General features: G+C 43.8%; 19 protein-coding genes. 15 read left to right on the forward strand and 4 right to left on the reverse strand.

Annotated features, from left to right (window positions below; translation table 11 throughout):
• Positions 1 to 11: 11 nt before the first annotated feature.
• From hsdR to AB6D93_RS06245, 8 genes are all read left to right on the forward strand, one after another.
• Complete coding sequence (gene hsdR / locus AB6D93_RS06210) at positions 12 to 3,533, forward strand: type I restriction-modification system endonuclease (protein ID WP_372116323.1); 3,522 nt, start codon at positions 12 to 14, stop codon at positions 3,531 to 3,533.
• 64 nt (positions 3,534 to 3,597) lie between these two features.
• Complete coding sequence (locus AB6D93_RS06215) at positions 3,598 to 5,136, forward strand: N-6 DNA methylase (RefSeq protein ID WP_372116320.1); 1,539 nt, start codon at positions 3,598 to 3,600, stop codon at positions 5,134 to 5,136.
• A 3-nt stretch (positions 5,137 to 5,139) separates the two neighbouring features.
• Positions 5,140 to 6,468, forward strand: coding sequence for a restriction endonuclease subunit S (locus tag AB6D93_RS06220; RefSeq protein WP_372116318.1), 1,329 nt, complete (start codon positions 5,140 to 5,142; stop codon positions 6,466 to 6,468).
• Entirely contained in the window at positions 6,468 to 8,249 is a 1,782-nt protein-coding gene (locus AB6D93_RS06225; RefSeq protein ID WP_372116336.1) for an AAA family ATPase, read from the forward strand. Before AB6D93_RS06220 ends, AB6D93_RS06225 begins: the two co-directional genes overlap by 1 nt.
• Positions 8,249 to 9,403, forward strand: coding sequence for a hypothetical protein (locus tag AB6D93_RS06230; protein WP_372116315.1), 1,155 nt, complete (start codon positions 8,249 to 8,251; stop codon positions 9,401 to 9,403). Before AB6D93_RS06225 ends, AB6D93_RS06230 begins: the two co-directional genes overlap by 1 nt.
• A 33-nt stretch (positions 9,404 to 9,436) precedes the next feature.
• Positions 9,437 to 10,483 (forward strand): hypothetical protein, encoded by a 1,047-nt coding sequence (locus AB6D93_RS06235; protein WP_372116312.1) that lies wholly within the window; start codon positions 9,437 to 9,439, stop codon positions 10,481 to 10,483.
• 161 nt (positions 10,484 to 10,644) lie between these two features.
• Complete coding sequence (locus tag AB6D93_RS06240) at positions 10,645 to 10,995, forward strand: hypothetical protein (RefSeq protein WP_116869844.1); 351 nt, start codon at positions 10,645 to 10,647, stop codon at positions 10,993 to 10,995.
• 63 nt (positions 10,996 to 11,058) lie between these two features.
• Complete coding sequence (locus AB6D93_RS06245; protein WP_372116308.1) at positions 11,059 to 11,571, forward strand: hypothetical protein; 513 nt, start codon at positions 11,059 to 11,061, stop codon at positions 11,569 to 11,571.
• A 95-nt stretch (positions 11,572 to 11,666) separates the two neighbouring features.
• Here AB6D93_RS06245 and AB6D93_RS06250 read toward each other — a convergent pair whose 3' ends face one another.
• The gene (locus AB6D93_RS06250; RefSeq protein ID WP_372116305.1) at positions 11,667 to 12,140 is read right to left on the reverse strand and encodes a hypothetical protein; all 474 of its coding nucleotides are present in this window, start codon (positions 12,138 to 12,140) and stop codon (positions 11,667 to 11,669) included.
• An 854-nt stretch (positions 12,141 to 12,994) separates the two neighbouring features.
• On the opposite strand from AB6D93_RS06250, the gene AB6D93_RS06255 reads away from it, so the two are divergent.
• A complete protein-coding gene (locus AB6D93_RS06255) occupies positions 12,995 to 13,885 on the forward strand; it encodes a LysR family transcriptional regulator (protein WP_017079352.1) in 891 nt (296 codons plus the stop codon).
• Between the two features lie 10 nt (positions 13,886 to 13,895).
• Here the strand turns inward: AB6D93_RS06255 and AB6D93_RS06260 are convergent, their stop codons facing one another.
• The 3 genes from AB6D93_RS06260 to AB6D93_RS06270 form a co-directional block, all read right to left on the reverse strand.
• Positions 13,896 to 15,428, reverse strand: coding sequence for an AbgT family transporter (locus tag AB6D93_RS06260; RefSeq protein WP_102332585.1), 1,533 nt, complete (start codon positions 15,426 to 15,428; stop codon positions 13,896 to 13,898).
• A 56-nt stretch (positions 15,429 to 15,484) separates the two neighbouring features.
• The gene (locus tag AB6D93_RS06265) at positions 15,485 to 16,657 is read right to left on the reverse strand and encodes an amidohydrolase (RefSeq protein WP_017079350.1); all 1,173 of its coding nucleotides are present in this window, start codon (positions 16,655 to 16,657) and stop codon (positions 15,485 to 15,487) included.
• A 328-nt stretch (positions 16,658 to 16,985) separates the two neighbouring features.
• Complete coding sequence (locus tag AB6D93_RS06270; protein ID WP_102332586.1) at positions 16,986 to 17,894, reverse strand: DMT family transporter; 909 nt, start codon at positions 17,892 to 17,894, stop codon at positions 16,986 to 16,988.
• A gap of 138 nt (positions 17,895 to 18,032) precedes the next feature.
• Here AB6D93_RS06270 and rmuC point away from each other — a divergent pair, with 138 nt between their 5' ends.
• The 6 genes from rmuC (at position 18,033) to tatB (ending at position 23,464) form a co-directional block, all read left to right on the forward strand.
• Positions 18,033 to 19,565 carry a DNA recombination protein RmuC gene (gene rmuC / locus AB6D93_RS06275; protein ID WP_017063049.1) on the forward strand — a complete coding sequence of 511 codons (1,533 nt, stop codon included), beginning with the start codon at positions 18,033 to 18,035 and terminating at the stop codon, positions 19,563 to 19,565.
• A 65-nt stretch (positions 19,566 to 19,630) separates the two neighbouring features.
• Complete coding sequence (gene ubiE / locus AB6D93_RS06280; RefSeq protein ID WP_026012235.1) at positions 19,631 to 20,410, forward strand: bifunctional demethylmenaquinone methyltransferase/2-methoxy-6-polyprenyl-1,4-benzoquinol methylase UbiE; 780 nt, start codon at positions 19,631 to 19,633, stop codon at positions 20,408 to 20,410.
• A gap of 98 nt (positions 20,411 to 20,508) precedes the next feature.
• Positions 20,509 to 21,114 carry an SCP2 domain-containing protein gene (locus AB6D93_RS06285; protein WP_102332587.1) on the forward strand — a complete coding sequence of 202 codons (606 nt, stop codon included), beginning with the start codon at positions 20,509 to 20,511 and terminating at the stop codon, positions 21,112 to 21,114.
• A complete protein-coding gene (gene ubiB / locus AB6D93_RS06290) occupies positions 21,111 to 22,745 on the forward strand; it encodes a ubiquinone biosynthesis regulatory protein kinase UbiB (RefSeq protein WP_102332588.1) in 1,635 nt (544 codons plus the stop codon). The genes AB6D93_RS06285 and ubiB overlap by 4 nt, the downstream gene beginning before the upstream one ends.
• Positions 22,746 to 22,798: 53 nt before the next feature.
• Positions 22,799 to 23,053 (forward strand): Sec-independent protein translocase subunit TatA, encoded by a 255-nt coding sequence (gene tatA / locus AB6D93_RS06295; RefSeq protein ID WP_017060154.1) that lies wholly within the window; start codon positions 22,799 to 22,801, stop codon positions 23,051 to 23,053.
• Between the two features lie 3 nt (positions 23,054 to 23,056).
• The gene (gene tatB / locus AB6D93_RS06300) at positions 23,057 to 23,464 is read left to right on the forward strand and encodes a Sec-independent protein translocase protein TatB (protein WP_017060155.1); all 408 of its coding nucleotides are present in this window, start codon (positions 23,057 to 23,059) and stop codon (positions 23,462 to 23,464) included.
• Positions 23,465 to 23,558 lie beyond the last annotated feature (94 nt).

Genomic DNA, 23,558 nt, shown 5'->3' on the forward strand with positions numbered 1-23,558 from the left:
TGATAGGACTTATGGACTTAAAAAACACAAGTAGTTTTTCTTTTCTTGCTGAACACGACTCACTTTTTGTTGAGTTAGCTTCAGGTGCTGAGCGTGTATTTTCCAGTGACCCCAATACAACGTTAATCAAACTCAGACAGCTAGGAGAGGCGCTAGCACAACACATTGCGGCAGTGGTGGGGGTTGAGTTTGATGAAAAAACAACACAATCCGACCTTTTGTACCGTCTCAATCGTGAAGTTAAGTTCGAGCCAGTGGTGCGTGAGCTTTTTCATACCCTACGTATTGAAGGCAACAAAGCTACTCATCAGTTTAGAACACAGCACAAAGAAGCTCTTGATGGTCTAAAAGTGGCACGGGCTCTTTCAATTTGGTTTCATCAGTCTTTTGGCAAGCAAGGCACAGCTTTTAAAGCTGGGCCTTTTGTACTTCCAGCCGATCCGAGTAGCGATTTACGCATACTTCAAACGGAAATTGAGAAGCTGAAGGCTGATTTGACTCAAGCGAACGTTGAGCTGGACTCCAGCAAGCAGTTAAACGACCTAATCAACCAAGAAAAGACTGAGTATGAAGCACTTGCGTTGGCGATGGATGAGGAGTCTAAGCAATTCTCAGGGCAAGCCACAGCCCATGAACAGGCGCTATTACAGCAGAAAAAAAAGTACGAAGCTAAATTGCAAGAGCTGCAAAAAAAGCTGGATCTGCAAGGTGAAAAAGCTGCCGCAACACAGAAGCAGCAGGTAAGCAGTAATATTCGCAGTGCTAGCCAGCAGATAGTTCTTAGCGAGGAACTTACACGAATTCTTATCGATCAGCAGTTAACGGAGGCTGGCTGGCCTGCCGACAGCCAAGAGCAAACCTTTAAGAGTGGCGCACGACCAGAGAAAGGCGTCAATAAGGCCATTGCTGAGTGGCCAACAAACTATAATGGCGAAGGTGGCCGAGCTGATTATGTGCTATTTCACGGCCTAATGCCTATTGCTGTGGTTGAAGCTAAAAAAGAGAACACCAATGTGGCGGGTAAAATCCCGCAGGCAGAACGCTACAGTAAAGGTTTCAAGGTCGATGATATCTTGCAAGGGGCTTGGGAGTTAGCTGGTCAAACTATCGCTTGGCCAGATGAACATTACGGTCACTATAAAGTTCCCTTTGTTTACTCCTGCAATGGTCGTCCATACATCCCACAGCTTGCTGAACAGTCAGGCACTTGGTTTCGAGATGTGCGTGAGCCTAGTAACACTAAGCGCGCTTTGCAGCACTTCCATACGCCTGATGGCCTGCTGGACCTACTGAAACGAAGTAAACAAGAAGCAGAGCAAATCTTGCAGCAAGAGGGTTTTGCTTACCTAAAGCTGCGTAGTTACCAAGAAAAGGCCATCACCGCCGTAGAAAATACCTTGGCGAAAAATATTCGCAGCGCACTGCTGGCGATGGCGACTGGTACCGGTAAAACTCGAACCATCATTGGCTTGATGTATCGATTCCTGAAGGCTGAGCGTTTCAAGCGCATCCTGTTCTTGGTTGACCGTACAGCTCTTGGGCAGCAAGCCATTGATTCATTTAACGAAGCGCCACTAGAGCAAAACCAGACACTTTCCAAAATTTATAATGTTGCCGAGTTGGGAGACATGGCATCGGAGGCTGAGACACGGGTGCAAGTGGCCACCGTTCAGGCAATGGTGAAGCGTATATTTATGTCGGATAACCCACCGCCTGTGGATCAATTTGATTGTATCATTGTCGACGAAGCGCACCGTGGTTACACCCTAGATCAAGAAATGACCGAGGGTGAATTAGCAACAAGGGATGCAAGTCAGTATCTGTCTAGTTATCGTCGAGTTTTAGACTACTTTGACGCAGTTAAGGTGGGTTTGACTGCAACTCCAGCTAAGCACACCAGCGAGGTCTTTGGTAAGCCAGTGTATACTTACTCCTATCGTGAAGCGGTCGCTGATGACTGGTTGATCGATCATGAGCCGCCAATACGCTATGAAACCTTGTTGACTCAAAAGGGCATTGAGTTTGAAAAAGGGGCGAAAGTCTCTGCTATTAACACCCAAACCGGTGAAGTAGAATCGTCGGAACTTGAAGATGAACTGAAGTTCGAGGTCGATGCTTTTAACCGTCGCGTCATCAATGAAAATTTCAATCGAGTGATTTGCGAGCAATTGGTGCAGGAGCTTGACCCATTTGGTGACGAGAAAACCATGATCTTTTGTGCCACCGATCTCCATGCTGATATGGTTAAGCGGTTGCTGGATGACGCCTTCAAAGAGCTTTATAACGGCGAGTACAATCAGGCGGCAGTTGCTAAAATCACCGGACAGAGCGACAAAGTCGATCAGTTGATTCGCCAATACAAAAACGAACGCTATCCCAACATCGCAATCACCGTTGACTTGTTGACGACGGGCATTGATGTACCAAAAATCTGTAACCTGGTTTTCCTACGTCGGGTAAAATCTCGTATCCTCTATGAGCAAATGGTTGGCCGCGCCACCCGTCGTTGTGATGATATAGGTAAGACAGTATTTCGCATCTACGATCCGGTAGATATTTACGCTGCGCTGAGTGAAGTCAACACGATGAAACCGTTAGTGAAAGACCCCAATATTACCATTGAGCAACTTGTCGATGAGCTGACCGACCCTGAAAAGTTAGATCAAGCCCTAAGTAGCCCAGGTGAGCAACAGGGTGAGTCCCACGCTGATGTGGTGCTCAGTCAACTCAGCCAGAAACTGATGCGAGTTCTACGTAAAGCGGAGAAGAAAGCAGAATTTAAGCCTGAGCTCAAGAAAAAGCTGGATGAGCTGCATGATATGTGGGGGGTTGAGCCTAAGTTGCTACATAAACACTTACACCAATTAGGACCGAAACAGGCTGCACAGTTTGTGAGTCAACAAAGCGGCTTACTCAATCAATTGGCTGAGGTATCATTGTTAATCGGTAGCGAACGTAAGCCAGTGATTTCAGATCATAAGGATGAAATCCGAGATCGCAGCCAAAGCTATGGTGTGCACCAACGGCCAGAGGATTATTTAGACAGTTTTAACCAGTTCATAAAAGAGCAGCTAAACCAGTCAGCGGCTTTGGCTGTGGTTGTAAATAAGCCTCGTGACCTGACTCGCGAACAACTAAAAGAGGTTCGCTTGCTACTTGATGGTGCTGGTTACTCTGAAGCTAAACTGCAAAGCGCAGTGCGTAATCAAACCAGCCAAGATATTGCAGCCAGCATTATCGGTCATATTCGCCGTGCTGCCTTTGGTGAACCGTTAGTGCCATTTGAACAGCGCGTTGCCCAAGCAATGGATCGTATTTACACCACCCATCAATGGATGCCAGCTCAGCGTAAGTGGCTGGATCGCTTAGCTAAGCAATTGATCCATGAAGTCATTGTCGATCGCGAATTCGTTAACCAGCGCTTTGCTGATCATGGTGGTGCCAAGCAATTGGATAAAATTTTAGTGAACCAGCTAGACATCGTACTGGTTGAGTTAAGTGAAGCGATGTGGCCTACCCAGGTCGCGAGCTAGACCCGAAACAAATTAAGTGTCTCCGCCAAATGCCAAGGCGTAAGTAAACAAAATAGGACGTAAGATGACAAACGATAATATCGTACAAAAACTGTGGAACCTTTGTGACGTGCTGCGCGATGACGGTATTAACTATTCGGATTATGTCACCGAGCTTGTGTTACTGCTGTTTATCAAGATGGTACATGAGAACACTGAAGCAGAAACGCTAGACAAGTACACTTTACCAGAGGGATGTCGTTGGACAGACCTGAATAGTAGATCTGGCCTTAACCTGCTAAACCACTATAAGCAGATGCTGTTAGACCTATCCAAAGACAGTGATCCACTGATCAGTGCTATCTATGCCGAAGCACAAACCCGTTTGCGTGAGCCTCGCCACCTAGAGCAACTGGTGAGGTCTCTGGATCAAATTAAAGACTGGTTTAGTGATGAGAAAGATGGCCTTGGTAACCTTTATGAAGGGTTACTGCAAAAGAACGCTAACGAAACTAAATCTGGTGCAGGTCAGTACTTCACACCGCGAGCTTTGATTGATTCTATGGTGCGCTGTATTCAGCCTCAACCAGGGGAAGTGATACAAGATCCAGCAGCAGGTACCGCTGGGTTCTTGATCGCAGCTGACCGCTACATGAAAGACCAGACCGATGACTACTTCGACTTAGATTCAAAACAGCAAGCATTCCAAAAGAACAAAGCGTTTATTGGAGTGGAGCTAGTGCCATCTACACGCCGTCTAGCGCTAATGAACTGCTTGTTGCATGGGATGGAAGGTGACGATGAAGGAGTGGTGCATTTAGGTAACGCGCTGGGTCAGGTTGGTGCGAGTTTAGAAAAAGCAGATATTATCTTAGCTAACCCACCTTTTGGTACAAGTAAGGGCGGTGAGGCATCCATTACTCGTGACGATTTAACCTACCCAACCGGTAACAAGCAGTTGGCATTTTTACAACATATTTATCGCAATCTAAAGCCCGGAGGTCGTGCAGCGGTAGTTCTTCCCGATAACGTACTATTTGAATCGGGTGTGGGTACAGATATTCGCCGTGACTTGATGAACAAGTGTAATCTGCACACCATTTTGCGTTTACCTACTGGTATCTTCTATGCCGCAGGGGTTAAAACCAATGTGCTGTTTTTCACCAAGGGTAGTGCCATAGATAAGCTGCAAGAGGAAAACTGTACCAAGAATACGTGGATTTATGACCTGCGTACCAACATGCCAAGTTTTGGTAAACGTACTCCGTTTAATGAAACTCACTTAGAACCGTTTGAAAAGGTTTATGGTGAAAGTGCCAATAGACAATCTGAGCGTACAGAAGGCGAGTGGAGCTTTAACGCCAAGCAGGTTGAAACCAGTTCAAACGATGAGAATAAAGGAATTGATGACAAGCTAGCCCATAGTCGCTGGCGTTGTTTTAGCCGTGAATGGATTGCAGAGCATAAAAGAGATTCGTTAGATATTAGCTGGCTAAAAGATAAAGATAGTGTGGATTCGGCGAATCTACCTGAGCCCGCAGTATTGGCTAGAGAAGCCAAGCTGCAATTGAACAAAGCTCTTACAGAGCTAGATAAAATGATTGCTGAACTTGGTGGAGAGTAAGTCATGTCGCTAGGTCAAATAGGGAGTGATATCCCGAAAAACTGGGAATTACCTCTTTTGGTGGATTTAGTTTCTCCTAAGCAATGGAAGACAATTCCAACCAAAAATTTAACTGAAAATGGTTATGTAGTATACGGTGCAAATGGAAAAATTGGATTTTACAGCGAGTACACACATGAAAAGCAAACGCTGATGATAACTTGCCGTGGTGCAACCTGTGGCAATCTACATATTTCAGAAGCGTTCTCCTACATCAATGGCAATGCTATGGCTTTAGATAGCCAACCTATTGAATTGGTTGGCTTGGAATTTTTGTTTTATGCGCTGCAAGCCCGTGGTCTTCAAGACACTATCTCTGGTTCAGCGCAGCCTCAAATCACTGGTAAAGGACTTCAAGAAGTACGAGTACCACTTCCCCCTCTGGCAGAACAAAAAGCCATTGCCGATAAATTAGATACTTTGCTTGAACAGGTGGTAACCACCAAAGCCCGCCTTGAAAGCACGCTTGAAAACCTACGGCAGTTCCGCCAGTCAGTATTAGCTGATGCTGTGAGCGGTAAGTTGACGGAGGATTGGCGAAAGACATCAGAATTAATTCGCTGGGAACCTGTTAAATTGGGTTCATTTGTTGAAAAAATTGAAGCGGGAAAGAACCTGAAATGTATAGAGTCTCCTCCTAAAGATAATGAGTTTGGCATTATCAAAATTAGCGCTGTTACTTGGGGGAGTTATGACGAAGAGCAGAGTAAGACATTACCTCAAAATGATTTGTTTATTGAGTCTCGCCGAATACTTGTTGGTGATTTTCTGATTTCTAGAGCTAATACGTTAGAACTGCTTGGCAACCCTGTCATTGTTCATCGAGTAACGAAAAACTTAATGTTGAGCGATAAGGTTCTCCGGCTAGTCATGAACGATAAGGATAAACCTTGGATTAGTATCTTTCTGCGGTCTACGAGTGGTAGAAAAGAAATTGAGTCAAGATCTACAGGGAATCAAATGTCGATGCGTAATATTGGTCAAAAAGCATTGTTAGACATTGATTTGCCGAAGCCTCCAGAATCAGAGCAAACCGAAATCGTCAATCGCGTAGAAAAACTCTTTGCTGGCGCTGATGCCACCGAACAGCAAGTAAGCCAAGCATTAGAACGGGTTAATAATCTCACTCAGTCAATCCTTGCCAAAGCATTACGTGGCGATTTAACCGAGCAATGGCGTAAAGATAATCCTGAGTTGATCTCAGGCGATAACTCTGCCGAGGTATTACTTGAAAAAATTAAAGCTGAGCGTGCGATAACTAAACCGACACGTAACACAAGGAAGAAAGCTTGATGCGTTTGCTGTCGTTACGCCTTGATGGAAAATACAAAGGACTAAAAAACCAGTACTTTGATTTTCATCGTACCCAGGGCAATATCCTAGCGTTGATTGGTCTTAATGGCTCCGGTAAGTCGCAACTACTAGAGTTAATCGCCGAAGCGTTTGCGTTTTTAGAACGCAAACAACGTGCCGATTTTAAGGTTAGAACACCGCTCGGGTTTGGCTTTGAGCTGCTCTACCAGTTAGGAGGAGTGACTAATCATAGTGCCGGAAGTCCTGCTATGGTGTATGGCAGCCCTCTTGCGGTTGTGGGGGGAATTCACAACCCTAAGTTCAAAGTAATGCTAGAGCAGGGTTCTTTAGAACCGAAGGCTTTCATTTGGAAGCAGGAAGCGTGGCAGGAAATTCCATTAGTAGGAGTGGAGCTCCCATATATTGTGGGGTATTCCTCTGGGCAGAATGAAAATCTGCAACGTAGCTTTATGAAAAATGCAGTGCAATATTTTGACAATATGCGCATTCGATTGAATCGAAAGAAAGAGCTAAACGCCAAATTAAACGATGCTCAGATCTCTGATATAAATAAGCGATATTTAAAGCGAGCTCCTCATTTGTTTGAACCCGAAGACTCTTATTTTGAAAGTCGTTATCTGACAACAGAGTCTGGGGAACGATTGACAACTGAGGCGGGAGAACCACTTGACGCTGAGAGCTACTTGCTAGACTTGAGAGAGTACCCAACAGCCCTTAGCAAATGTGTTTACTTAGACTACGACTGTGCAGGCTTAGCTCTAGCTTCGTTAGCCCTTTTACCTACTGACGATATCGACACCATACTCAGTGAGATTACATTTAAGTACCCAAAAGAGTTGGTACTTCACTATGATTTGCGTGGAGGCGTGGCTGGTAGGGATGAAGTCAGAGATATTCAGTTATTAGCTCGCATTGCCGGAGAAGATAATATAGAAGGACTAAGCCAAAGGACTACAGATGCTCAATACGAAGTGTTTGAGATGAACTATCTGAGTGGCTTGATAACCTTAAATCTAGATGACCCAAATATTAAAGAGCAGCTAAATGATGCTAGCTATGGGGAGCCTGCAGCATTTTTTAGAAGATTGTATAAGCTACAACAGCTTGGAGTTAAAAGTTGGCTGGGAGTTACTCGCCAGAAACTACGAAAAGATAATTTTGAGGGTACAGTAAAAAAACCGTTGAAAACGAAACTACCTCTATCTGTAGAAAGACTCGTTTTGGCTGATGGAAGCGGTCGAGAAGTCTGTTTAGATGATTTATCAGATGGTGAGGCACAGTTAATTGAAGTACTTGCCACCGCGAGAATTTTTAGTCCAGAACGTACACTGTTCTTATTTGATGAGCCTGAAACTCATCTCAACCCGTCATGGCGTACATATTTCCACAGCCATTTGAGCAAAGCTATGATGTCTTCAGATAATGGCGAAGCTCAAGCACAAGTATTTTTATCGACCCACTCCCCATTCATGGTGTCATCCCTCAAGCGTGAAGATGTGCTGTTCTTTGAGCGTGATGATGAAGGCCTTATCCAGATGGAGCCAGTTGGTAGCCAAACCTATGGTGCGTCTTTTGAAGTGTTGATAAAAAAACACTTTGGTTTGCGCTCCCTTATCTCTCAAACGGTTGTTGAAGCGGTAAAAGAACAACTACCTAAAGATGAACAACCAGAGACGTTAGAAGCTGCACGAATATGGATAGAAGCGAATCTTGGTGAGTCAATGGAAAAAGCCTATTTACTAAGGAAGTTGCAAAGCTAATGCTGTTCCCATTAAATCCAAATACTCCTCAGTGTCGAGTTTTTGAAGTGCTAAATAATGAACTGTTACATTTCCTAAGGGCAGCTATTCTGGCGAACAGCTTCAATCAAGGTTTGTTTTCTCAGTACCAATATGATGGGCAACAAAAAAGAAGTGTATGTTGGCTAAACAAGCCTACGAAAGAAAAATTTCAAGCACTCTGGCTTGTTCTAGATCCTTTAGAGCAACAGACTCGCCGTGAATTATTTGAACTTGTTCAAAACTCCCAAGATATCACTGCGTATTTTGATGATTTAGTTACCCCACTACCAGAATTAGAGGACGACTTGTTTGAAGCGCTAAAGTCTCTGACGTCCCATTTATTCACTAGTACTAAAGATTTATCTGGAGCAAAGCAACAGGCTGATAGTTCGATAGAGCGACATTTCCAGGAGTTTAGGCGTGAAAATAGTAACTCCCAATTGTGTTTTTTATGTGGAACTTCACTACTGTCGCAAGATAGAGCAAACTTAGATGATGACGAACAATGGCGAGCCGATTACGATCATGTGCTTTGCAAAGATAAATATCCGATTTACACCGCTCACCCTGGAAACTTCATTCCTACTTGCCATATTTGTAACAGCAAGGCAAAAGGGGCGAAGAACGTTCTTATCGGGCCTCAAGAGCGTCGTCGAGCGGCTTTCTATCCCTTACCTCCGTCGCAAGAGTCTTGCCACCAGTATGCACATATAGAACCTATTTTTAGAGGATTAGCAGAACTGCATGGTGGAGATTGGCAAGACCCAATAGCTTCGGCTTCAATTAGTTTTCCTACAGCTCCCCCCGATATAATTGCCAAAATCAGTGTTTGGAAAGAAGTCTATCAAGTACCAAGTCGGGTCGAGGAGTATGTCATTACTCACTTCTGTGAACGCCTTGCGGGCGATCTACTTCTTACTTATCAGGATGAGTTTGATGAATTTTTACGACAACTGCAACGTGCGGCAAGGGTGCCTTTAGATGTAAAAATGACTGAATGGAGGTTCTGGCTTAACCGATTATATATATTCCTAAATGGCCAAAATGAGGATTATTTACAGAATATATGGCCACTGCTTCAATGGAAACTGAGCTTGGCCAAGGAAGAGGATATGGTTGCCACTTTTGGATAAAGCTCTATTTCTAAACATCGCAGTGAGAATAATATGAGCACTGATGCGTTTTTTATTGCTCCAATGCCAGAAGAATGTGTTTTTAGCTATATTCTTCGTATTAATATGGTGTTGGCACCATGCCGAATGCCTAATATTGTCAACAAAAAAGGACATTGGTCTAAGTACATCACTTTACCTCAACAATACCAAGAGATTTTCTTAAAAAAAACTGATTCTAAAGTGTTTAAGTTACTCTTAGAATCGGGAGTTATTGAGTATCAAAAAGATATACTAAAAAGCCCTGTAGACTATACGAGAACTATGGCTGACTTTTTGAAAGGCAGCAGAGTTAAAAAACGCTCCACCTATGTAAAGTATTGTCCAAAGTGTATTGCAGATTTTATAGGATTGTATGGATTTTCATACCTTAAAGCGGATTGGGCGTTAAGGAGTTCGAATCACAATTGTCGGGTTCATAGAGAACCGTTTAATATCATCGATAGTGGTAATCAAGCTGATTCTTTGCAAGCTGTTCAATCTGTAATGATGGGAAAGCGCTCTAGGTTTTGTAAAAGTTTAAGAGATCTAAAATACTATCGTGAAGTTGAGGCTGAAGATGAAGATGAACATTATCGTTCAGGCGATTCTGAGAAAGTATTGCCTCATTTGGCCTCGTGCTTAGAGAACAAATTAAAAGCTTGGTTACTTATTGATGGGCATACTTTTCCCAACAATATGATCGCAGCGGTGGGGAGCGCTAGCAATTATTCTTTGAATCGTTATATGGAGAGTCATGTTTTTAGAGGTTATGTATTCAATAAGGCCTATTTTGCTCTTCACAAATCTGACTATTCAAGGTTTCATGAGTTTTGGAAACGGCATTGTGAGTTACATACTTTTTATTGTGGAGTTATTCAAAAACAGGGGCTTAAAGGAACAATTGCTAGACTTCGAGGAGTTAACTGCTCGAAGTGTCGTGATGCCTATTGCCCCGCTAACTTAATAATTGTCCAGCCTCGCCAAGCGTTTTGGTCTGCTTTTCGGGATTACAAATGCTATGGAGAAAGGATGACTTCATATTACCCCTCGGAAAAGTAGAGAAGCTCTTAGTTGCGTTTTTAGAAAGTTTATTGGTGCTTCGCATTTAGTGTTTAGAGGCCATAAACTTTGTTATGGACACCTCCAGTTGTAACTCCTCATCCATTTTAAGGTTTGATGTCTAAGACTATTTGGATGAACAGAAAGAAAACATACATATCATGGAATTAATCGACATTGTAACTTATGTGGCAGCAGCATTTTTTCTGATGTTTATGCTGTCATCTTTGTTCGCATACTGGCCACTTGTCTTACTAGTTTTAGGTATAGTCCTAATAAACAAGTTTACTATGTGGGCTTCATTAGTCATATTTTTTCTTTGTATCGGAATGAACTTGTATGATCCAAGAGCGAAAGGGCTCAAAGCCGATGTTACTATATATGATGGGATGCTAGATGCTTTCAAGGTTACGGTTGGTATTGTTATGGCTGCTTGGCTTATAGGTATGTTTTTTTCTGGTGATGGCTCTGGCTCCGTATCTTGTGGTAGAGCAACGCCACATGGTTGTTAATTGTTTTAAGGGAACAACAACATAATAATTGCTTAAGCATCACGACTAGATTGAGGTATAAATTTGAACTTAGAAGTAAATTGGTATTTGGAAGGTCTTAAGGTCATAGCTCAATTTTCAGTAGGCGCGGTTGGTGTTGTTTACGGTTACAAATCAGCGATAAGAAAGTTTGCAGAAACTACAAAAGATACAGATAAGACTGTTTTTACTATGTCAGTTACCAATGAGAGAGCAGTTTGGCGCAGTGAGTTACGTGAAGGGATTGGTAAGTACATAGAGTGTTCATTTAAATTTATCGAGAGCACAGGCAAACTTTCAGAACTTAGTTGTTTGAAATCTCTAATTGTTATGCGGCTTAACCCTAAAGCGTGGTCTTATAGTTCAGAGCATGCACTCGATCATGCAGTGTTAAGATCCGTGAATTCTATTTATGCCACCTGCGCGAAAGATCGATTGAACTTAACCAAGCTCAAAACTGAAATAGCTAATCTTGAAAAGTGTGCTCAAAAATTGTTAAAAAGCGAATGGCAAAAATCTAAAAAAGAAGCGGTTGAAGGTCGAGAGCGTGATATATAGCAAACGATTATGCCTGCAATGTCGCTGTTTCATATAAAAATTAATCCCGACTTATTAATCTCCGTTCGCATACTATAGAGCATCGCTATTCAAAGTTAACGGCTATACTTAGTTAGTCTAAAATGACTTTGGTAAAAGGGGGCTTCGGGGTTAGCGAACATCTTTAGTAGTGACGTTTTAGTTGCGATGAATACTGATTGTGTATTGTTTCCTTGCCGTGTCGTCAATACGGTACGGAGAGAGTAAGTCACATCAATATTCAACGGCGCAAGTGAATCGCAGTTCACAAACCATAATAACGACTTTTTGCGTCCATTTTCGATAGCTTCAAGAAAAGCAGAGTTTTCTTCTGCGGATAATGCAGCAGCAGCAGTGGCGTATTCAGAAAAGTCTAAATAATGAACACTTATATCTTTTTGTCTAGCAAGTAGAGTAACAGTTTTAATGAAGTCTGGGTGAAGCGCTGATGAATCAGCAGTCGAGATTCTAAAGTCCATATCCCATGCATTGAGCACAAAGACTTCAGGAGATATTTGATGTTCAGGAAAGGCTTTTTTATTTTTACTCAATCTACACCCTATTAGGCTGTTTGGGTTACTTTAATAGAATAAATCATGAGTAATCAATGTACCATGCCATACTGAATTTTAGAAATTGTGGTACGTCTAGCCTTGCTTCATCAACCAACGCAGTTTGTTCTTGGCATTGAACTACAGCTAAAAATTTATGCGAGTTCTCGCCAATCGATTGAGGTTAGTTTGTGTGGAAGGTTAAATTTTGATTAAACGTTGTTCTCCCATAATTGCAGCAGGTGGATGATGGTTCAGACAGTTCTTGCGGGCAAACTTTATTGTCTCGTTTTACTCTTACGGGCAAACTCTATTGTCGCTGCACAAAGAGTGACAGACAACAGGTTTGTCTCTTAATAGTGACAGCCACTAATTATCCCTCGAGAGTAGCTATTTTGCATTCTTACATTTAGTTTCTTTGGTGACTAAATTTCAACTTTCAAACCAAAACTCAATTTGTAATCGTCTTTATTGGGCTCTGAGTTGTTAGAGCCTAGTTTGGATAACATATATGCTTCACGGTTAATTTAACTTTCAAATCTAAACCCGCAATAATTTCCTATCTAACGCTAAGCTGTTAACGCACCTCACATCTCATGGAACACTGAACAACCATAAGCATCAGTAAAGTCCAACTCCTTAGTCACTTCGCACTCTAAATTGGAAGGGCACAGAACGGTTGTAAAACTTTCTGCTTGATATGATTTTTAATGAGAAGCCACACACATTGTAGCAACCCATGACGCTGAACTGACTCTATCGCTTTGTGTGAATCTTATATTGTGAGTCTTCTTATTGATGTTTCGTAATCGATAACTTTGTGCAAAGAAAATACTTAAGGTGGTGTCAGTCTTATGGATGTGAGTTATCGACAACTTAAAGCGTTTATTACTCTTGCTGAAACTAAAAGTTTTACAGCCGCGGCTGAACAAATACACATTACGCAATCTGCATTGAGCCAAATGATGCAAAAACTTGCGGTACAAACTGCCTCAGAACTTATTGAGAAAAGAGGCCGAAAAATACTGCTAACTGAAACTGGTCGTACGTTCTATCAAGAAGCTTTGTTCATTGTTAACCGTTTGGATAAGTGGGAGTTGGAAAATAAAGCTCGTCAGCAAGGCTACCATCGAACGCTGGTTATCTCGTCTTTGTATTCAATGTGTTCTTCATTGGTTCCGAAAACCATCAGTGAGCTGAAAAGAACGCACCCATCTTTTTCGTTTCGGTTAATTGAGGAGCGAGTTAATGATATCCATAATTCAGTTCTAGAAGGACGTGCGGATATAGGTATTGGTACTCCCCCTAATAACTCGGAACTAAATTTTGAACTGCTGTTTCGTGATCACTTATGCTTTACCTGTAATAAGGCTCATCACTTGAGTGCAGAGAGTGAGGTTAACTGGAAGCAGGCTCATCAGTATGCTTCTATTGGTATCAGTCCAGGAAATAGTTTAAGAACACTTGCTGACCAGGCATTTATGCGAGCAGGTCTTACCTATGATCCTGAAATTAGTGCGTCACACACTTCAACATTGCTTGGTATGATCGATAGCGGTTTAGGTTCTGCTATTTTATCCTCAACCATCGCTTCATTACATGCTCATGAGAACTTGAGATTTATCCCAATAGTAAAACCAATTCAATATCGTTCAATTGGGCTAATTACAAGAAAAGAAACTCACCGACAGATCATCGATGAGTTTAATCTAATGCTCAGAAAGCAAGTCAGTCTCAAACTGTAGTTTACGCGGTCTACATAGGTCCAACAGGTAGACCTAGCATAGTGTAGGTCAAGAATACAGCTCCCCAGATTGTAAATAGAAAGAATGCATATGGGACCATCATAGCTAGAAATGTACCGAATTTTACGTTGGGGTTATATTTGGCTATCAACGCTAATACCATCGGCACGTAAGGGTTTGTTGGAGATATAATATTGGTTGTTGAGTCTGCGATTCGGTAAGCCATCTGAGTATATTCAGGTGATATATCCAGTAGCATGAATAGTGGAATAAAGACTGGGGCCATGATTGCCCATTGAGCCGAACCACTGAAAACAATCAGGTTCATGAACCCTGCAAGTATCATAAACATGGCTAACATTAATAGCTTTGGCACTTCAACCTGAGCGAGCATTTCAGCGCCATTCACAGCGAAAAATATAGCCAAGTTAGACCAATTAAACCAAGCAATAAATTGGGCAATAACAAAAACTAAGACGATGTAACCCCCAATACCATGCAATGACTTCGCCATCAGATCGGGCACATCACTCGCTTTCTTTATCTCTCCGGCTTTTACACCGTAAACCACGGCATTCATAATGAAAAACGCCATAATTATTGGGATTATGCCAGTAAGGAAGGGAGATGGAACTAAGCCGCCATCGGCGTTTTTCAATGGCGAATCACTTGGAAGTAGTAGCGCCACCATTCCTAGGATAAAAACAATTGATGCGTACCCAGACCATTTTAAAGCTCGTTTTTGAATGTCGGTGACACTATATTTCTCAGGGTTTTCAGTGCTCAGTGGAGACTCTTCGGCAGAGCGTTTTGTTTGCTTATCAAATCGCGGTTCTATGTATTTGTCTGTTATAAGTGTTCCAAGTATGACCAAGAGAGGTACCGAAAGAAGCATGAAGTACCAGTTAGCCGCGGGGCTAACTTCTACAGGTTCAACAATGCGGGCAGCTTCTGTTGAAATACCGGAGAGTAAAACATCCGTTCCTGCGATAAATACGTTGGCAGTAAAGCCTGCGGCCACAGCAACAAAGCCAGCAGCAATTCCTACGACAGGGTTTCGATTGGTCGCAGAGAAAATGATGCCAGCTAAAGGAGGCACTAAGATAAACGCCGCATCAGATGCTAAGTTACCGATGATCCCGGTTAGAAATATAGAGGCAGTTACGAAATTTTTGGGTGCGTTTAAAAGCGATTGTTTAATTGCTGAGTCTGCTAATCCTACTTCTTGAACAAGCCCTACCGCGAGCATCATGCAAAGTACCAAACCAAGAGGTTTAAACGCGATAAAATTTGATACAGCTGAATTTAGAATGTACACAAACCCTTCGCCACTGAGCAGGTTCTTTACTTTGATTTCATCTCCGCTCAAAGGGTGCGCTATATTCCCACCAAAAGTCGACACTATCCAAGACAAGAATATGACCGCTAAGCATAAGGTAATAAACATATAGAATGGATGGGGTATTCGGTCACCAAACTTCTCAATACGATCAATTATGCTGACTTTCTGAGGGAGTTGTTTTTGATCTAGTAAACCTGACATTTCACACTCCTGTGATTATTGAGGGTCACCGTGACCCCTGTGCTAATTTTTATGAGCTAGTTTTGTTGAAGTAGAGAGATGAAGTATGCGGCTCCGGTCGGTAACACTCGATCATTGAAATCGTAGTTCTTGTGGTGCAAGCCTATCGTTTCTCCATTGATGGTTAATCCGTTGCCGATGAACCCATAACATCCCGGTACTTGGTCTAGAAAAAAAGAAAAGTCTTCGCTGGCTAATAAAGCCTCACATGTTGCGTTAACCTGATCATTACCAACGACTGAAGAGGCGGCTTTCACTGCTGTCTCGACTTCGGGGAAGCTGTTGACGGTGGGTGGGTGAGATATTGGACCTAGGGAGAATTGTGCGGTCATGTCGAAAGCCATGGCAGTGTGAGAAACCAAAGTATCAAGTTGAGAGACCAAGCGGTCTCGCACATTTTGGGAGAGAGTTCTGAAGGTGCCACTCATTTGAGCGGTATCAGCGATAGCGTTAGTTGTCTCACCGCAATGTAACTGTGTGACTGAAACGACAAGCGGTTCAAACGGGCTATAAGTTCGACTAACTAAGCCTTGTATACCTTGATAGATATGGGTCGCAACTAATAAAGGATCTTGAGTGTTTTGTGGTAGGCCCGCATGCCCACTTTTGCCATTAATCTGAATAAAGAGACGATCGGAACTTGCCATGATCGGTCCTTCTTTGAATGCGAAATGCCCTTCTGGTATTCCTGGCATGTTATGAAGTGCGTAACATGCATCTAATGGATAGCACTCAAGTAAGCCATCCTGAAGCATTTTTTGCGCGCCACCAACGCCTTCTTCAGCGGGTTGAAAAATGAGTACGGCTTTACCATTAAATTGACGGTTTTTTGCGAGGTATTTTGCTGCATATAGCAGCATTGTGGTATGTCCATCATGCCCACATGCGTGCATTTTTCCGGCCTGACAAGAACGGTGAGAAAAGTTGTTTTCTTCGTGGATCGGCAATGCGTCCAGATCGGCTCTTAAACCTAAAGTTTTTCCGTCACCGAGTTCCCCTTGGATAACCGCAACAACGCCTGTTCCTCCAAAGCGAGAGTCTATTTGTTCAACGCCATATTCCTTGAGCTTGGCGATTACCATACTTTGTGTGTTGTGCTCTTCAAAACCCAGTTCTGGGTGTTGATGAATATTTCGTCTAATTTCTACCATTTCTGGTAGCCACTCTTCTAGTTCTTGTAATAGGGACACGTCATTTCCTTAGGTAACATTTTCATAACATATAATCATGACGGTGTCGTATTACCTAGTTGGATGCGTAATAGTCTTATTAGTAAAACTTATAGCAATCTATATCGAACTTTTTGATGTGGTGTTTTTGAATATCGGAGGTGTTGGGGTTATTCGCTGAAAATGACTTCAGTGAAATATTAGGGAACTAACATGACTCTAGAGGTAGATGCTTAATAATTAAAATAAAAATGGCGAGTCATAGGACTCGCCATTTTTGTATTCAAAGCTTGTTATCGTTGATAATTCGGGAAGTCGCGTAGTGCGATAATCCTAATCTTTCTGGGCATTAACTTTCAGGGCTGAGGTTGTTTTTCTTCTTTCCCCATTTGATCTGCTGGATAACAAGGCCGGCAATGATCAGTACCAAGCCAAACAGGGTCGCTGGGTGAATCTCTTCGCCGATAATAGTGGAAAGTAGCATCAACGAGATAAACGGCGAGGCAAAAATTAGGTTGCTGATACGTGCCGTGTTGTTGGTCAGTTTTAATGCCGAGAGCCACAAGACAAAGGTAATGCCCATCTCGAACAGGCCTACGTAAGTCACAGCCATCCAACCTTTTGCTGTGATTTGACTAAAGCTCTCGCCTTCGTAAAGGGTTAAACCGATCGCGAAAGGTAATGCCACTAAGAAACCAAGCAATACGCCAATCACAGGGTCAGCCTTGTTTTTGGTGTTTAGAATCCAGTATCCCGCCCAAAGCAGAGTAGAAAGCAGCGCCAGTGCCACACCGAGTGGGCTATCGAACTGCATGCCTAACACATCGCCTTTGGTGGCAATAACTACCACACCCGCATAGCTGAAGGTACACGCAATCCAATCTTGCTTACGAATCTTTTGCCCCAGAAAAACCGCCGCCATTAAGGTTAGCGTGATAGCCCAGCTGTAGTTGATGGCTTGAGCTTGAGAAGCGGGCAGTAGGTCGTAGGCTTTGAATAGAATCAGGTAATAAGCCAATGGGTTAACCAAGCCGAGCAGCAGGTAATACCAAGGGTTTGAAAGGAACGTTGTACTCAGCTGAGAGAGCTTACCTTGAAAGGCGCAGACTGCGATCAGCGCAATCGACGACACAATGCTAGCGATAGTCAGCATTTGAATAGGTGAAAACTCAGCAAGGGTCAGCTTAAAAGCAGTAGCGACCGTTGACCACAGCAGTACTGCGGAAAGGCCAAAGCCCAAGGCACGACGTTCGTTCATGGCAACTCATTCTAATTTGATGGGACAGAATACGGAGCGCCTAGTCTATCTGTCGAATTTTAATACGGCAAACTGGACATTTATCCAGTATCAAAATACCATTTAATGAGTTATTTCCAATTAGGCTAAATCATTATCATGCAATGGATTATCGAACATCAGGCAACGCTTATTGCTGCAATTTCTGGCGCGCTCGTCAGCGGCGGTGTGGTGGGTTGGTGGATTAAACAGAAGCTCTCTTTTCAGCAGCGATTGCTCGAGCAGCAGCTAGAGTCCGATCGTTTGTTGCATGAATCTCAGCAAGCTCAGCTCAAAGCATCACTCGCAGAGGCGCAACAAGAGCTCGATGAGTTAGATGATGACCGAGACAAAGCGGCATTCGAGCTCAAGCAGGCGCACGGTAAGGTGATGGCTGCAATGGAAAAACTGCGCTACTTTGAGGCGGTAAAGCAAGAGCGCCAGCAGTACGCTGATGAGATCAATGTGCTTAAAGATCATAAGTCTGAATTAGAAGCCGAGCTGCGCGAGCAAGAAGCAAGGCATGACCAAGAAAACCTCGCCAATAGCGAAAAGCTGCAGTTGCTAGAGCAAGCTGAATCACGACTTAAGCAGCAGTTTGAATTGTTAGCGAACCAACTGTTTGAAACCAAAACCGCCAAGGTCGATCAGCAGAATAAGCAGAGCCTAGAAGGTTTGTTGTCTCCACTAAGAGAGCAGTTGGAAGGCTTTAAGAAACAAGTGAACGACAGCTTCAGCCAAGAAGCCAAAGAGCGTCATACTTTGGTGCATGAGCTTAAAAACCTGCAGCGTCTTAATGAGAGTATGACGCGTGAAGCGGTGAACCTGACTCAAGCACTAAAGGGCGATAATAAACAGCAGGGTAACTGGGGCGAAGTAGTACTGGCACGGGTGCTGGCAGAATCAGGGCTGCGCGAAGGTCATGAATACCAAACTCAAGTGAACCTGCAAAACGATGCGGGCAAGCGTTACCAGCCAGATGTGATTGTGCATCTGCCACAAGACAAGCAAGTGGTGGTGGATTCAAAAATGGCTTTGGTGGCGTTTGAGCGTTACTTCAATGCTGAAACCGACCAGCAGCGTGATGCTGCATTGCGTGATCACTTGGTGTCGTTAAGAGCGCACATCAAAGGTTTGAGCCAGAAAGATTATCATCAGCTCAAAGGCATCCAAAGCTTGGATTATGTGTTGATGTTTATCCCGGTTGAACCAGCATTCCAAGTGGCGATTCAGGCGGATCCTAGCTTGGTGAAAGATGCGATGGAGCAAAACATCATCTTGGTCAGCCCAACCACTTTGCTGGTGGCACTGCGTACAATTGATAACCTGTGGCGTAACGACAGACAGAACCAGAACGCACAGGTTATCGCAGAACGTGCGAGCAAGCTTTACGACAAGCTGCGCCTGTTTGTTGATGATATGGAAGGCCTTGGCAGCTCACTTGATAGAGCAAACCAAAGTTATCAAGGGGCGATGAATAAGCTAGTCACAGGGCGAGGCAACGTGATTCGTCAGGCCGAAAGCTTCAAGCAATTGGGTGTTGAAGTGAAGAAACCGATCTCGATTGGTTTGGCCGAAATGGCGCAAAATGAGGCTTTTTCAGAAAATGCCTCCTTAGTAGAAAGACAACCCGCTGAGGATAAAGTAAACTAATCGGCCGCAGCGCCTCTAAACACGGAGCGTGCTGTCGATGAGAACTTACCATGGTAGATAACAGCATTATGGACACAAGCGTGCAGACAAATTCAGCAGTAGAGTCAGAAACCACACACTTTGGTTTCGAAACAGTCGCGAAAGACGAAAAAGTCGCGAAAGTAGCAGAGGTATTTCACTCTGTAGCCGCTAAATACGACATCATGAATGACTTAATGTCGGGTGGTGTTCACCGCTTGTGGAAGCGATTCACGATTGATTGCAGTGGCGTTCGCCCTGGTCAGCGTATCCTAGATCTTGGTGGTGGTACTGGCGACCTTACTGCGAAATTCTCGCGTATCGTTGGTGAAAAAGGCCACGTGGTTCTTGCTGATATCAACAACTCAATGCTGAATGTTGGCCGTGATAAGCTGCGTGATAGCGGCATTGTTGGCAACGTACACTACGTACAAGCGAACGCTGAAGAGTTGCCATTCCCAGATAACTACTTCGATTGCATTACGATCAGCTTCTGTCTGCGTAACGTAACCGATAAAGACCAAGCGCTGCGTTCTATGTACCGCGTACTTAAGCCGGGTGGCCGTCTGTTGGTTCTTGAGTTTTCTAAGCCAGTGCTTGAGCCACTATCAAAGGTTTACGACGCATACTCTTTCCACCTGTTGCCAAAAATGGGTGAGTTGATTGCTAACGATGCAGACAGCTACCGTTACCTTGCAGAATCTATTCGTATGCACCCAAATCAAGAGACTTTGGAAGGCATGATGCAAGAAGCGGGCTTTGAAAATACAAAATACTTCAACCTAACGGGCGGCATTGTTGCGCTGCACCGCGGTTACAAGTTCTAGTCGAGCTTGGTAGCAGGCTCGCCGAGCGTGCTAAACAATAAGAATAAAGATAGAACGGATAGGTTAAGGCTTATCCGTTTTCAAAGGTAAGGACAGTCATGCCATTTGATCCATTGGTAACCGCGGTTATTGAAACCTCTTTAAATACTTTCGTGAACGATGATCCAGCCTTGGTTCGTCGTTTGTCTCGTTTAAAGGGGCAGATCATTCAAGTTAATTTGAAAGAGTTGAATAAAACACTCACTTTCGTTTTCAGCCAACAGATCGATGTGTTGTCGGAATACGAAGGGCAGCCTGATTGCTACCTATCTTTGAACCTATCGGTACTGCCTGAACTGCGTGAGCAATCGAACATCACCAAGCTGATCAAGCAAGATAAGCTGATCTTAGAGGGTGATATTCAACTGGCTCAGAAATTTGCTCAGCTGATGACAGACTGCAAGCCGGACTTAGAAGAGTGGCTATCGCGCGTAACGGGCGATGTGGTTGCGCATACCGTGGTACAAGGCGTTAAAAACGTCGGTGGTTTTGTGGCGAAGCAAGCAACTAAGCATCAAAACCATGTTGCTCAGATTCTGACAGAAGAGTGGAAGATTGCACCGGCTCCGTTAGAAGTAGTGCATTTTTGCGATCAGGTTGATGACGTAAAAAGCTCGGTAGCTCGCCTTGAAGCTAAGTTGAACGCTCTGTTGGAGAAAGCATGACCCCAACAGAACTGAAACGTCTTTATCATATTATCAAGGTACAGTTAGAGTACGGCCTTGATGAATTGATGCCTGAGCACCATTTGACTAAAGCCCCATTGTTAGCGAGAAAGTCTCTGTTTTGGCTCAAGAACAAGCATCAAGATAAAGAATTGGGTCAGCGCTTGCGTCTCGCTTTGCAAGAGTTAGGGCCTGTGTGGATCAAGTTTGGTCAAATGATGTCAACGCGTCGTGACCTATTTCCTCCTCATATCGCTGATCAATTGGCTTTATTGCAAGACCAAGTGGCGCCATTTGATGGTCAACTGGCCAAGCAAGACATGGAAAAGGCACTGGGTGGCAGTCTAGATAACTGGTTTACCGACTTTGATATCGAGCCATTGGCTTCTGCTTCTATTGCTCAGGTGCATACTGCAAAGCTAAAAGAGAGCGGCCGCGAGATTGTTCTGAAGGTAATTCGACCTGATATTCGCCCGGTGATTGATGCAGATCTAAAACTGATGCACCGAATGGCGCGTATAGTCGCTAAGTCGCTTCCTGAAGCACGTCGTTTGAAACCGGTTGAGGTCGTTCACGAGTACGAAAAAACGTTAATTGATGAACTGGACCTGCGCCGAGAGGCAGCCAATGCCATTCAGCTGCGACGTAATTTTGAAGGCAGCGAAGAGCTGTATGTCCCAGAGGTTATCCCTGATTTAAGCAGTGAAACCCTGATGGTATCAGAGCGAATCTATGGTATTCAGGTTTCCGATATTGAAACTCTGAACGCCAACGGCACTAACATGAAATTGTTGGCAGAACGTGGTGTGACGGTATTCTTCACTCAAGTATTCCGAGACAGCTTTTTCCATGCCGACATGCACCCGGGTAACGTATTCGTTAATCCAGAAAATCCAGACAACCCTCAGTGGATTGGTTTGGATTGTGGCATTGTTGGCACGCTCAACAGCGAAGATAAGCGTTATTTAGCAGAGAACCTGCTGGCCTTCTTCAATCGAGATTACCGTAAAGTCGCAGAGCTGCACGTGGATTCGGGTTGGGTGCCACACGACACCAACGTTAACGATTTCGAGTTCGCGATTCGCATGGTGTGTGAGCCAATTTTTGCAAAACCACTTGGTGAGATCTCATTTGGCCATGTGTTGCTAAACTTATTTAATACAGCAAGACGTTTCAACATGGAGGTTCAACCTCAGTTGGTGCTTCTGCAAAAGACCTTGTTGTATGTCGAAGGCCTAGGCCGTCAGCTGTATCCGCAACTTGATTTGTGGGCAACGGCGAAGCCTTTCCTTGAAACCTGGATGATGAATCAGGTGGGGCCGCAAGCTGTGATCAACGCAGTAAAAGAGCGTGCGCCATTCTGGGCAGAAAAACTGCCAGAGCTGCCAGAGCTACTTTATGACAGCTTGCGCCAAGGTAAAGCGATGAACCACAGAATGGATCAGCTTTATCAAGGTTACCGAGATAGTAAGCGTCAGCAAGCAACTGGAAAGTTTTTGTTTGGCGTTGGAGCCACTTTAGTCGTATGCTCCGCAATATTAGTTTCAAGCCCTTATGAGCAGCTATCTATGGGCTGTGGCATCGCAGGTGTCACATTTTGGTTGCTTAGTTGGCGAGCTTACCGTCGTTAGACAGTAGACTCTCTTAATATTTTTATGTGTAGACAGACCCGAGGACAATGACAATGGGTGGTATCAGTATTTGGCAACTTCTAATCATTGCTGTAATTGTAATTTTGCTATTCGGAACAAAGAAACTGCGCGGTATGGGTGGTGACTTAGGTTCAGCGGTTAAAGGCTTCAAAAAAGCGATGAGCGATGAAGACAAGCCTGCAGATAAGAAAGATGCAGACTTCGAACCAAAGAATATTGAACAGCAGAAGACAGAAGCTCACGCTGAAACAACTGCTGAAACAAAGAAAGACAAAGAGCAGGCGTAAATCGTGTTTGATATCGGTTTTTGGGAACTGGTATTAATATCTGTCGTTGGGTTAGTGGTTTTAGGGCCTGAGCGTTTGCCCGTGGCGATTCGCAGTATTTCCAAGTTTGTTGGACAAGCGAAAAGCATGGCAAACAGTGTGAAAGATGAACTTTCTCATGAGCTTAAGGTGCAAGAGCTGCAAGAAAACCTACGCAAGGCGGAAAAAATGGGTATGGAAGATTTATCTCCAGACCTTAAAGCGTCAGTCGATGAACTCAAGCAGGCCGCTGCTGAGGTTCAACGTCCGTATGCTAAGCCTGAGTCTGATAAGCCAAGTGAGACTAAACCTAGTGTCATGGAAACTGTGGAATCTGAAACCATTCAGGTCAACAGCGAAGCTTCAGCACCGTCAGATAAGAAAGCCGAATAGTCTCGCAAGGAGGAGTCGCCGGATACTTGATTCGCTAGATGTTTAAATAGATATCTATTCAAGTAAATAACTATTCAAGTGGATACCAATTCAA

The organism is Vibrio sp. 10N.247.310.23 (assembly GCF_041467155.1).
GTDB classification, from domain to species: Bacteria; Pseudomonadota; Gammaproteobacteria; order Enterobacterales; family Vibrionaceae; genus Vibrio; species Vibrio crassostreae_C.